The 12,214-nt window shown below is 65.0% G+C and carries 8 protein-coding genes; 4 read left to right on the top strand and 4 right to left on the bottom strand.

The features are described 5' to 3' along the window. The first annotated feature begins 296 nt into the window (after positions 1-296). Positions 297-3,167: an ATP-binding protein gene (locus tag CV770_RS21125; protein ID WP_104463693.1), complete on the top strand. Its 2,871-nt coding sequence runs from the start codon at positions 297-299 to the stop codon at positions 3,165-3,167. Between the two features lie 51 nt (positions 3,168-3,218). On the opposite strand, the gene CV770_RS21120 is transcribed toward CV770_RS21125, so the two are convergent. The 4 genes from CV770_RS21120 to CV770_RS21105 form a co-directional block, all read right to left on the bottom strand. Next, complete coding sequence (locus CV770_RS21120) at positions 3,219-4,175, bottom strand: alpha/beta fold hydrolase (RefSeq protein WP_104463692.1); 957 nt, start codon at positions 4,173-4,175, stop codon at positions 3,219-3,221. A 99-nt stretch (positions 4,176-4,274) separates the two neighbouring features. Further along, the gene (locus CV770_RS21115) at positions 4,275-4,976 is read right to left on the bottom strand and encodes a type 1 glutamine amidotransferase domain-containing protein (RefSeq protein WP_104463691.1); all 702 of its coding nucleotides are present in this window, start codon (positions 4,974-4,976) and stop codon (positions 4,275-4,277) included. Between the two features lie 179 nt (positions 4,977-5,155). Next, positions 5,156-5,863 carry a hypothetical protein gene (locus CV770_RS21110; protein ID WP_091963153.1) on the bottom strand — a complete coding sequence of 236 codons (708 nt, stop codon included), beginning with the start codon at positions 5,861-5,863 and terminating at the stop codon, positions 5,156-5,158. A 118-nt stretch (positions 5,864-5,981) separates the two neighbouring features. Beyond that, entirely contained in the window at positions 5,982-8,840 is a 2,859-nt protein-coding gene (locus tag CV770_RS21105) for an ATP-binding protein (protein WP_104463690.1), read from the bottom strand. A 325-nt stretch (positions 8,841-9,165) separates the two neighbouring features. Between CV770_RS21105 and CV770_RS21100 the strand changes: the two genes are divergently transcribed. From CV770_RS21100 to CV770_RS21090, 3 genes are all read left to right on the top strand, one after another. Continuing rightward, positions 9,166-9,837: a sensor histidine kinase gene (locus tag CV770_RS21100; RefSeq protein WP_104463707.1), complete on the top strand. Its 672-nt coding sequence runs from the start codon at positions 9,166-9,168 to the stop codon at positions 9,835-9,837. Between the two features lie 128 nt (positions 9,838-9,965). After that, positions 9,966-10,655, top strand: a complete 690-nt coding sequence (locus tag CV770_RS21095; protein ID WP_104463689.1) for a VOC family protein — start codon at positions 9,966-9,968, stop codon at positions 10,653-10,655. 245 nt (positions 10,656-10,900) lie between these two features. Continuing rightward, positions 10,901-12,214: an epoxide hydrolase family protein gene (locus CV770_RS21090; protein ID WP_104463688.1), complete on the top strand. Its 1,314-nt coding sequence runs from the start codon at positions 10,901-10,903 to the stop codon at positions 12,212-12,214.

The following is a 12,214-nucleotide window of genomic DNA, read 5'->3' as shown; positions in this document are numbered from 1 at the left end:
ATACTTTCCATGCTCGGAGGATAGGCGTGAGCTGGCCAGGACGCCCGTTAGTGGTGATTAGGATCTGTTAGATTTTGTGCGTGTGCACCAGGTGCGACAGCCCGCCGCAGACCTTGATTATGTTCAATTTGTCAGAGATTTGCCCGGCTGCCCCTGTTTGAGGGGACCTCAAGGAGGATCGCGTGGCGATCGACGTGCCGGTGTGAGATCCGCGCAGGGCCTTCGCTGGACCTCGCATCGGTGCCGGGTATAGTCCCCGCGCGTTTCGAGGAAGCAGTCGTCAAGATGAGCAAGATGTGACCGACCTCACGGCAGGACATGGCCCCCGCAGCGGCGGCGCCGGAACGATCCTTGACCTCGATGCCGTCTCGTTCGGGCCGTTTTTGCTGCGCTCGCGGCTGCTGGAGAAGGACGGGGTGCCGGTCAAGCTCGGCAGCCGCGCGATGGATATTTTGCGCCTGCTCGTCAGCCGTGCCGGCGAGGTGGTCCCAAAGAACGAGATTCTCAGCTACGCGTGGTCCGGACTCTCCGTCGAGGAGATCAGCCTGCGGGTTCATGTCGCGGAGCTGCGCAAAGCGCTCGGCGACGGCAAGGACGGTGTCCGCTACATCACCAACATTCCGAGCCGGGGTTACTGCTTCGTCGCACCGGTGCAGCGTGGCCCACGCGCGGAGCCGCCTGCGCTCACGGCGCGGCCGGCCGAAAAGGTGACGCCGTCACCGTCTCTGCCACAGCGTCTGGATCGGATGGTCGGGCGGGACGAAATCGTGGCCGAATTGGCGCCGCGCCTGCTCCGCGATCGTTTCGTCACGCTGCGCGGGCCAGGCGGCATCGGCAAGACCACCATTGCGGTCGCGCTCGCGCATGACCTGTGCGACAGGTTCGAGGGCAACGTCCACTTCCTCGAATTCGGTCCGCTCAAGGATGCCGCGTTGGTAGCGAGCACGGTTGCCGCCGCGCTGGGCCTCGTCGTGCATCACAACGATCCGAGTGACAGCATCGTCAATTTCCTGCGCGGGCGGCGGCTGCTTCTCGTTCTCGACAGCTGTGAGCACGTCATCGACGCGGTCGCACGTCTCGCAGAAGACATTCACCGCGAGGCGCCCGGCGTCGCCATCCTCGCCACCAGCCGCGAGTCGCTGCTGGTGGCTGGCGAGCAGATTTTCGAACTTGCTCCGCTGCCCGGCCCGCCGCAAGGCACACGCCTCAGCGCCGGCGAGGTGCTGAATTATCCGGCGGCGCGCCTGTTCGTCGACCGCGCCAATGCGGCGGGGCATCGCGACGATCTCACCGACGAGGATGCGGAAGTCCTGGTGCAGATCTGCGGCAAGCTCGACGGCATCGCGCTCGCGATCGAACTTGCCGCCGCGCGCGTCGGCCTCTACGGGCTGCGCGAGATGGCGGCGCTGCTCGACAGCCGCCTGCAGCTGGAATGGCGCGGGCGGCGAACGGCGCCGCCGCGGCAGCAGACGCTCGGTGCCACGCTCGACTGGAGTTTCGGCCTGATCGGCGAGAACGAGCGCATCGTGTTCCAGCGGCTCGCCGTCTTCGCAGGTCACTTCACCCTGAAGGGCGCAATAGCGGTGGCGGCCAAGGAGGCAACGCCGGAGGATCGCGTTATCGACGCGCTGGAGCAACTCGTGGCCAAGTCTCTGGTGTCCTCACAGCCGGACGGCGCATCGCGGCGCTATCGCCTGCTGGATGCCACCCGTGCCTATGCCATGCAGAAGCTGGCGGATGGCGGTGAGGCGAGCGTCATCGCTCGCCGTCACGCTTGTTATGTTCAACGCACGCTTGAAGCCGGCCTGACGGCGCAGGGCGGCAGCGGCCAGGTGTCCCGCTCGCAGGAGCGGGTGGGCCTGCTCGCCGATGCCCGCGCGGCGCTGGCATGGAGCTACGCCAATGATGACGGCGCTGATTTGCGCGTGCCGCTTGCCAGCAGTTGCACGGGGCTGTTCGTCGAGCTCAATTTGCTGAACGAAGCACGCATCTGGTCCGATCGGGCGCTCGCAATGCTCGACGACGCCGATCGTGGCGGCCGATGGGAGCTCGAGCTTCAGTCGACGCTCGGTCACGCCTTCATGTTCACCGAGCGCAACAGCGAGCAGGCGGAAGCGGCGCTCAGGCGCGGGCTGGAGATCGCGCAAGCGCTCGGCGATCACGCCAACACGTTCAGGCTGCTGTCGCGACTGAACATGTTCTACCGCCGGACCGGTGGCTACCGGCATCTGGTGCCGACTGCGCGTCACGCCGAGCGGATAGCGCGCCTGATCGGCGATACGGCGGGCATTGCCGGCAGCAAGGCGCTTCTCGGCGTGTCCTATCACCTTGCCGGCGACCAGGCCGAGGCGCAAGCTCATCTCGACGAGGGCATGCGCGACGACGCCGCGCTGCGGGGCACGCAACCCGGACATTTCGCCTATTCGCGTACGCCGCAAATTCCGCTCGCGCGCGTGTTGTGGCTGCGGGGCTATCCCGATCGCGCGCTCGAATGTGTCCTCCCGCTCGTCGGCGCGTCAGCGCCGCGCGACGTGGTCATGCATTGTATCGCGCTGTGCTGGTCCGCCTCGGTGTTCGGTTGGGTCGGCGACTGGTCCGCCGTCGAGACCATGAGCACTCGCCTGGCGACGCATGCGAGCATGCACGGGCTCGTCCCCTACGAAGCCGTTGCGACCGGGTTTCGGGCGCAGACCATGATCGCCCACGGCGAGGCCATTGGCGGCATCGACTTGTTGCGGAGCGCGCTTCCGCGTCTGCACGCGGATCGCTACGAGCTCTATATGTCGGCGTTCGCCGCGGATCTGTCTTCCGGGCTGGTCTCGTTGGGGCGCTTGGCGGAAGGCGCTCAAGTCCTTCACGAAACCATTGACCGCGTCGAGCAGGAAGGCGGCGCCTTCGACATGCCGGAGCTGCTGCGTCTGCGCGGAGAGCTCGAGGTGCAGAGCGGAAACCTCGACGCGGCCGAGGCAAGTCTCGTCGCGTCGGCGGAGCTCGCCGAGCAACAGGGCGCGCTGTCCTGGCGGCTGCGAACCGAGATGTCGCTGGCGCGGCTGCGCGAGCGAGGTCCGCGCGAACACCTCGCCAAGACGTACGCGCGGTTCACCGAAGGGTTTGAGACCGCCGATCTCAGGGACGCTCGGCTCATGCTGAATCCGCCTTCCGCCTGATCAAGCCGAACAGCGACGGCGCCCCGTAGCGATCCGCCACGCGGTTGCTGTTCAGCCCTTGTGTCCGTCCAGTCGCGCAAGGAAGTCGCGAACGCGCGAAGCGATCTCGTCGGTGGCTTCATCCAGCGCGAAATGGCCCGCTTCCAGGATGTGAACCTCCGCATCCGGAACGTCGTCGCGATAGGCCGACGCGCCGGCGACCGCGAAGGACGGATCGTATTTGCCCCAGACCACCAGCGTCGACGGCCGGATCTTGCGCAACCATTCCTGCCATTTCGGATAGGAGGCGACGTTGGTCCGGTAGTCCAGGAACAGCGTGGTCTGGATCTCGGCCTGTCCCGGACGCGTCAGGAAGGCGTATTCGTCGCTCCAGGTATCGGGGTCGTAACGTTCGGGGTGCGGGCTGGAGCCGAGATGCCGCTGCCGCGTCGCCGCCAGCGAGGTGAAATTGGCCTTGAGCGCCTCGAGCTCGTGGGCCGGATCGGCCCAATATTTGCGACGCGCTTCCCATAGCGGGCTCAAACCCTGCTCGTGCGACACGGCATTCTGGATGATGATCCCGCGGACACGTTCAGGATGCGCCAGCGCCATGCGGAAGCCGACCGGGCCGCCATAGTCCTGCATGAACAGGACGTAGTTGCTGAGACCGAGCTTGGTCGTGAGCTCCCCGATCACGCCGGCGATGTTGTCGAACGTATAGGTGAAATCGGACGGCGGCGGCGCGCTGCTGTTGCCGAAGCCGGGATAGTCCGGTGCGATCACGTGATATTTGTCGGCGAGCAGCGGCAGCAAGGGCTCCCACATCCGCGACGAGGACGGAAAGCCGTGCAGCAGCAGCACGGACGGGGCGTCGGGGGAGCCGGCCTCGCGATAGAAGGTCTTGAGACCGCCGATATCGATGGTGTGATAGCTGATCGAGCGACGGCTGGATCGCAATTCCTGTGCCGAGGCTTGCACGACGGCGCAGGCCATTGCGGCGGAGAGGGCGAGTGCGGCTGGAATGCTCATGTCATTGCTCTTGCACGTAGCGTGAGGATTTGTGGAAAGTGCTGCGGCGTCGGGAGGCACCATCGCAGGCGTCTCCCGAGCCATGGCCGCAGCTGTGATTTACGAAGCCTTCGCCATCGGCTTGCCCGCGAGAGCAGCCAGCAGCGCCTGCGCGGCCGGACCCGACGAATGCGGGTTCTGGCCCGTGATCAGCAGGCCGTCGCTGACGACGTGAGGCGTCCAGTTGGCCTTCTTCGAGAAGGTGGCGCCGAGGCGGAGCATCTCGTCCTCGACCAGGAACGGCACCACCTTGGTGAGGCCGACTGCCTCCTCCTCGCCGTTGGTGAAGCCGGTCACCTCCTTGCCCTGCACCAGCGGCTTGCCGTCCGGCGTCTTGACGTGGCGCAGCGCGGCGGGGGAATGACAGACGATCCCGACATGCTTGCCGGCGGCAAAGAAGGACTCGATGAGCTTGATGGAGTTCGGGTCTTCGGCGAGGTCCCACATCGGACCGTGGCCGCCGGGATAGAACAGCGTGTCGAATTCCTCATGCCTGATGCTGTCGAGGCGAAGGGTCCTGTCGAGCTGCGCCTCCGCAGCCGCGTCCTGCTCGAAGCGCACCGTCAGGTCGGTGCGGAATTCGGGCTCGTTGCTCTTGGGATCGAGCGGCGGACGGCCGCCCTTGGGCGAGACCAGCGTGACCTCCGCACCGGAATCCCTGAAGATGTAGTAGGGAGCTGCAAGCTCTTCGAGCCAGAAGCCCGTCTTGCGTCCGGTGTTGCCGAGCTGATCGTGGGACGTGAGAACCATCAGTACCTTCATGACTGTCTCCCTGAGTGCGTTCGCTATGCTGACGCATTCCACACGCGTGGTTGCGTCGCCTGGGTTTCGTTCGAGCACGTCGTTCGTTGCTCGCAAACCCAATCTGCGCTCAAGGCGGGCTGTTGGCTCGTTATGTATTGTTAGACGTTGAGAGAGCCGCGATACCAGGCGTGTCACCGCTATTCGAAGACGGCGTCGAAGATTTCGACGTCCATCAGCACCGGCTTGGCAATCACGGTTCCATCGGGCCGCAATGTCTGCGCGCGCCGAAGTGTCGGCACCACGATGCCGCCGAAGCTGTCATGAGCCCAGGAGGAGTGTGCGACCTTCATCCCGAAGAGATCGTGATCTGTCCGCCGCTGCAGGGCGCTCTCGTCGAAATAGAAGATCTGCTCAGGCGCGAGCGTCATCAGGTGAGCCGGGAATTGTGCCCGCAGCCGCCGCCAGGTTTCGGCATTCTCCTGCCAGGGCGACAGCTCCTCGATCACGACATCGGGGTGGGCAAGCAGGAATGGAATGGTCAGATAACTCCAGATCGCGACGCCGCAGAAGAAGACGAGATGCAGCTCGTCCGCAAGCGCCGGTGGATCGACCTCGGAAAATGCAAGGCTGGGGTCACGCCAGGACCGCAGGACCTCACCATCCAGGCTCTCGATCGTGATCGCATCCGGTTGAAAGGAGCCGGAGTGCTCACCCCCGGTGATGCCGGTGAAGCGCACCGATTGCGTCCGGGTCGAGCCTTCCGCGGTCACGTCCTTGAATTCCCGGGCATGGCCGGCGCTGGAGAACAGCGTCCCGCCAACGGAAAGGTGGAGCGTGAACCGGTTCAAGCTGTTCCAGCGGGCCATTCCGCCGCTGGCATCGATTACGTCGTCAAGAAGCGCCATGTCCCGCCACATCCACCGTGCAGTGTCTCCACCATGGCGGGGCGCATGCGGCTTGGCGTGTTAGAAGTTGTTAGGAGTTGCGAGCGGGCAGCATGGCAGTATCTCGTTGAAGATACTCTCAATTCAGGGTGCCCAGCAGCTCCCTGGCAGCGATCAGATCGCGGGTCTGGAAGCCCTCCTGGTAGCGCGCAACGAGGGGGTTGAGCAAAGCGCGGACGTCAGCGGCCTTGCCGGCCTGCTCCCAGATGCGGCCAAGGCTGATCGCCCCGCGAAGCTCCCAGCCGACCGCGGATTGACGCCGCGACAGATCGAGCGATCTGCGCAAGGTGCTCTCCGCCTCCACAGCGTTGCCCGACCCGGCGAGGATGTCACCCTTGATTCTGAGCATCTCCGGCATGTCGAAGGATTCGCCATGATCGGGAATCTGGGCGATCGCCTCGTTGATCGTCTGCAAGGCCTCGTCGGGCTGGTTCTGGGAGGCGAGACCCTCCGCGAGCGCCGTCGCAAACACCGTCGTCATGATGCGGTGCCGTGTCGCGTACAACGTAGCCTGACTGCGGCGGAGGTGCTCGATACCCCCCGCGACGTCGCCACGGCGCAACAGCAACTCGCCCTTCTGGCCGATGCCGACCGCGTGATAGGGGCCGAGGAAGTGCCGCGCTGAATGGTCGATCAGCCGCTCGATCAGGATTTCGGCACTGGCCCAGTCGCCGACCCAGAGGAACACGTAGATCGTCCAGATCAGGGAGATGCCGAGGGTGAGCGGCTGCTCGAGCAGCTCGGCCTCGCGAACCGTGTATCTGGCCACCTCGACCGCTCGCTCGGGCCGGCCTGTGAGCCAGAGCCCGCGCGCCAGCGCAACCAGCGCCACGATGCGGTCGTCATAGCCGAGATGCCCGATATTCAGTCGTTGCGAGCCGGGATTGTGCACCATCGCGCTTTCGCAGAACCGAACCGCCTTGTCCTGGTTGCCGATTAAATGATGCGCGACGCCGAGCATCCAATCGACGTTCAGCGTGGCGGCGGAATCATTCAGTTTGCGCGCAACGCCCTCGCCCTGCTCGCCGGTGTCGAGCGCGCCGTGAAAATCTCCGACCCTGGTCAGGTAGATGTGCAATCCGCGCAACAGCCAGAGCTGCCAGTGCAGGTCCTCGAGCTGCCGGGCGAGCTCGAGACTGCGCGTGAAGGCCGACCGGACCGCTTCCGTGTTGCCTTGCGTGAACATCACGGAAACGCCGAGCGCGGCCTGCAGGGTCATCTCCTGCCGGCTGTCCACGGCGTTCGTGTCGAGGGACGCCAGCGCCTGCTGGGTCCATCGGTAGCATTCCGTCAGCAATGTCAGTTCGAGGAAGAATTGCGCCGCCGAGGCCGCCAGATCTACGCCGATCGTCCGGTCGCCGCCGTCCGAAAAGCTGAAGGTCAGCGCAGCCCTGACATTGGGCAAATGGTCGGCATAGGGAAGGAAGCCGCCCGCGCTCTGCATGCCCGTGGATTTGAGGGCAATGTCGCGCAGGAAATCGCGGAAATATTCGGCGTGGGCGCGCGCGACGCGGTCCGCTTCGCCATTCTCGACGAGCTTGTCCGCCATGAAGGCGCGGGTGGTGTCGAGCAGGCGATAGCGCAGTCGCCGCTCCGCCGGCGAGGTCGCGATCAGGGATTTGGAGAGCAGGTTGGAAATGGCTTCCACACCTTCGCCCTCGCTGATGCCCTGGCAGGACGCGACCGCAAGCGCGGCTTCCAGCGTGAACGGCCCGACGAACACCGACAAGCCGCGCAGGGTCGCGCTCTCGGCCGGCGGCAGCAAATCGTAACTCCAGGCGAGCGCGGCGCTCAGGGTCTGGTGCCGCGGAATCGCGGTGCGCCGTCCCCGCCACAGCAGCGAGAAGCGGCTGTCCAGCAGTGATGCGGTCCCGGCAATGCCATAGGCGTTGACACGTCCGGCCGCGAGCTCGATCGCCAGGGCAATGCCGTCCAGCCGCCGGCAGATCTCTGCAACGAGCGGCGCATCCTCCTCGGTGAGCTCGAACTCGCTCAGGCTCTCGGCAATGCGTTCTACGAAGAGCTGGCTTGCGGGATAGGCAAGGATGTCGGCGATGCCGAGGCCTTCGCGCTGCGGCGGGCAATCCAGCGGAAACAGCCGGTGGACGCGCTCACCTTCGGTGCGAAAGGATTCGCGGCTGGTGGCCAGAATATGCAGCTTCGGCGCCTCGCGGACCATGCGCTCGGCCAGAGGGGCGAGCTCGTCGAGGATATGCTCGCAACTGTCGAACACCAGCAGCATGCGCCGGTTGCGCAGGACCGTCAGCAGGCTCGGCACGGGATCGTCGGCATTGACGGTCAGGCCCAGCGCGGCCGCGATCGTGCCGGGAGCGAGCCGGACATCCGTCAGCGCGCCGAAATCGACGAAACATACCTGGTCATCGAAGGCCGCGAGCTCGCGATGCGCGACGGCAAGTGCGACCGACGTCTTGCCGATTCCGCCCGGGCCGACGATTGTGACGAAGCGATGCTGGGCAAGCTCGGCCGAGATCTTCTCGACCGCATCGTCACGCCCGATCATCTTCGCGAGTGGCGCGGGCAGCGAGCGGGGCGAAGCGGCGGGCAGGCTGGTCCGGCTCTCCGAAGGCGCAGCCCGGAGCAGCGGGGCCGCGAAGCAATAGCCGCGCCCGGGGACGTTGATCACGTAGCGGGAGCCTTCGCCGGCATCGTTCAAGGCCTTGTCGTTCAAAGCCTTGCGCAACGTCGTGATGTGGAAACGCAGGCTGCCTTCGTCGACATTCACGTCGGCCCAGATGCGCTTGATCAGCTCCCGCTTGTCGACGACCTCACCCGCACGCTCGGCGAGAAAAATGAGGATGTCGAGCGCACGGCCGCCGAGGTGAAGCGGAGCGCCGTCCTTCTCGAGCAGCCGCGACTTCGTGAACAAGCGAAATGGCCCGAAGGCAATGACCGAATCTTGCTCGTTAGTGTCCGGCACGGGCCAATTATTCCAGTGACAATGCTGAAGTGCAGTCTTGGTCTAACAGAACGAGACGTCCAGTACACTGGCCGAAAGTGGCGAAATCGCGTGGCGATCATCGCAATCGCCGATCACGCGAGGAGCGTCGCAAATCTAACTTAAACGCGAGTGGTCTGAGCGATCGGGACATCTCGGCAATGCGCCGGCCGCGATGGCGGATCTGGATCTCACTCGTCGCGCGACGGTGATCATAACAGAATCTTGCAACGTCTAACGAGCAACGGGCGCAAACAGCATCCAGTATGCCCTTCGAGTTAGACGCAATTTTCAACGGGAGGCTATGATGTCCGCGATCGGCGCTCGGCCGAACGACCATGTCGTTCGATCTCAATTTGTACCTGGTCTCGATGATCAGTCGCGTGATTGGGAGCTCGTGCTGCGGGAATCCCACCATCGCATGAAGAACACGCTGACCCTGCTGGGTGCGTCAGTCCGTCGCGATTTCACGCGCGCGGGCAGAGGCGATATGTCGCTGGCGGTGGACCGGCTCGAGCGGCGCATCGTCGCCTTCGGCAGGCTCTATCAACTTCTGTCCGATCATGACGATCTGCCGTTCGTCTCCGCAGCGGCATTCTTCGAAAGCCTGTGCGAGCCGATCTCCGAGGCTGTGCTGGAACCGGCAGGTATCCGCTGCGAGGCTGCGATCGAAAGCGGCACATTGCCGGCGGCGCAGTGTCATCGGCTCGCGCTGATGCTGACGGAGCTGGTCACGAATGCGGCAAAGCATGCTTTCCCGAACAAGAATGGTGCGCTGATCCGCATCGGCATGGCCCGGCGCGACGGCGCCTGGCTCTGCACGGTGGCCGACAACGGCATCGGCGCGACCGGTCCGCTCCAGGGCACCGGCAGCCGGATTCTCGAAGGACTCGCACGCAGCATCCATGCGCGGCTGCAGGGCGAGGCGGGGGAGGGCGGCACGCGGGTCACCATCGTGATGCCGATCGCTGCGGCGTGACCCTCCCTCACAACGGCTAGCGGACCCTAACACGCCATAACGGGCAAAGGTCTGTTGTTTGCGCGATAGTCCTGACGTTGAGAGCGGGTGTCGATCCCGGACCCGCGGCTTGAAACAAGGAGTTGGACATGGCTGTGATCGAGATGAATCGCGAAGCTGAAACCAAGCCCTCGAAACCTCGCGGAGTTGATTTGAAGCTCGAGGTCCTCGTGATCCCGGTGTCCGATGTCGACCGCGCCAAGGCGTTCTACACGCGTCTCGGCTGGCGACTGGACGCCGATTTCACGTCAGGCGACGACTGGCGCGTGATCCAGTTCACGCCGCCGGGCTCGGCCTGTTCGGTGATCTTCGGCACGAACGTCACGGCCGCAGCGCCCGGCTCGGCGCGAGGCCTGTATCTGGTCGTTTCCGATCTCGAGGCGGCACGACAGGTCCTGCTCGACCGCGGTGTCGAAGTCAGCGAGGCATTTCACGGTGCCGGCGACGTTCATGCCGGGCCTGACGAGCCCTATCTGTTCGGCAGCGTTCGAGTCAGCGGTGCTGACCCGAAGCGCGGCAGCTATGCTTCATTCGCCGCGTTCAGCGATCCCGACGGCAATGGCTGGCTGTTCCAGGAAGTCACGACACGATTGCCCGGACGCATCGCAGGCGACGGCACGACATTCGCCTCAGCGACCGATCTGGCCGCAGCGCTGCGTCGCGCGGCGCTGGCCCATGGCGAGCATGAGGCGCGGACTGGCGGACACGACGACAACTGGCCGGACTGGTACGCCGACTACATCGTCCGCGAGCAGGCCGGCCAGCCGCTGCCGTCTTGAGTTGCAACGAAAGGCATCTTCCGATCCTGGCCGACACGGCGCGCGATGACCTGGTCGTCGCGCGCGGTGTCGTATTGCGCGGATGTCATCGCGCTCTTGCAGCGACCGGACTCGCAACGGCTAACGCAGGCTAACACTCCATAACGAGCAAATTGCCGGGGCCTGCGCCAATCTCTCTGCACACCAACCGACGCGTTGATTTCGAACTCGGTCAACGTCGCCGACCAAAGCAAGGGAGATCCAACATGACCGCGCACGCACGAACTGAGAGCCTCAATCCCGACCGCCGTCAATTGCTGAGCCAGGCCGCGATGACCGCGGTTGCCGCCAGCGTATCGAGCCTGTTGCCGCTGCATCCGGCCAAGGCTACCGCAGGCGGCGCCATCCGCCCCTTCCAGGTCAGCGTGCCCGAGCAGGATCTGCTCGACCTGCGCCGGCGCCTGGCTGCAACGCGCTGGCCGGATCGCGAGATCGTCACCGATCAGTCGCAGGGCGTGCAGCTGATGACGGTGCAGCAGCTCGTGCGCTACTGGCAGAGCGACTACGACTGGCGCAGGTTGGAAGCGCGGTTGAACGCCTTGCCGCAATTCGTCACCGAAATCGACGGCGTCGACATTCACTTCATTCACGTCCGCTCGCGGCACGAGAATGCACTGCCGATGATCGTCACGCATGGCTGGCCCGGTTCGATCATCGAGCAGATGAAGATCGTCGGTCCGCTCACCGATCCGACCGCGCACGGCGCCAAGGCCGCGGACGCGTTCGACCTTGTGATTCCCTCGCTCCCCGGCCACGGCTTCTCGGGCAAGCCGACGGTGCTCGGCTGGGATCCCCAGCGCATCGCGCGGGCCTGGATCGTGCTGATGAAGCGGCTCGGCTACAACCGCTATGTCGCGCAAGGCGGCGATTGGGGGAATGCCGTGACGGAGCAGATGGCGCTGATCGCGCCGCCGGAATTGCTCGGCATCCACACCAACATGCCCGCGACCGTCCCCGACGACATCGCCAAGGCGCTTCAACCCGGCGGAACGCGCCCGGCGAACCTCCCGGCGGACGAGCGCCTTGCCTACGACCAGCTCGATGATTTCTACAAGCACGGTCTCGGCTACGCGATCGAGATGTCGAACCGGCCGCAGACGCTCAATGGCCTCGTGGATTCGCCCGCGGGCCTCGCGTCCTGGATGCTCGATCACGATGCGCGCAGCGCCGCGATGATCGCGCGCGTGTTCGATGGCCGGACGGAAGGGCTGTCGCGCGACGATGTAGTCGACAACATCACGCTCTATTGGCTCACCAACACCGCGGTGTCGTCGGCGCGGCTGTACTGGGAGAACAAGCTGGTGTTCTTCGCGCCCAAGCACATCAAGATCCCGGTCGCCGTCAGCGTCTTTCCGGACGAGATCTACGCCGCGCCGCGGAGCTGGGCCGAGAAGGCCTATCCCAAGCTGATCCACTACAACCGTCTCGACAAGGGCGGACACTTCGCGGCCTGGGAGCAGCCGGCGCTGTTCTCCGCGGAAGTGCGCACCGCGTTCCGTCCGCTGCGGCAATCGATCTGA

This window comes from Bradyrhizobium sp. AC87j1 (assembly GCF_002936975.1).
Lineage (GTDB): Bacteria > Pseudomonadota > Alphaproteobacteria > Rhizobiales > Xanthobacteraceae > Bradyrhizobium > Bradyrhizobium shewense.
Note: the sequence above shows the minus strand (reverse complement) of the source record. Positions and strands in the feature narration are given on the sequence as shown.

Bases quoted from the DNA above. Each gene is read 5' to 3' on its own strand.
- CV770_RS21115 (WP_104463691.1), bottom strand. From the start codon at position 4,976: ATGAAGGTACTGATGGTTCTCACGTCCCACGATCAGCTCGGCAACACC.
- CV770_RS21110 (WP_091963153.1), bottom strand. From the start codon at position 5,863: ATGGCGCTTCTTGACGACGTAATCGATGCCAGCGGCGGAATGGCCCGC.
- CV770_RS21120 (WP_104463692.1), bottom strand. From the start codon at position 4,175: ATGAGCATTCCAGCCGCACTCGCCCTCTCCGCCGCAATGGCCTGCGCC.
- CV770_RS21100 (WP_104463707.1), top strand. From the start codon at position 9,166: ATGTCCGCGATCGGCGCTCGGCCGAACGACCATGTCGTTCGATCTCAA.
- CV770_RS21090 (WP_104463688.1), top strand. From the start codon at position 10,901: ATGACCGCGCACGCACGAACTGAGAGCCTCAATCCCGACCGCCGTCAA.
- CV770_RS21095 (WP_104463689.1), top strand. From the start codon at position 9,966: ATGGCTGTGATCGAGATGAATCGCGAAGCTGAAACCAAGCCCTCGAAA.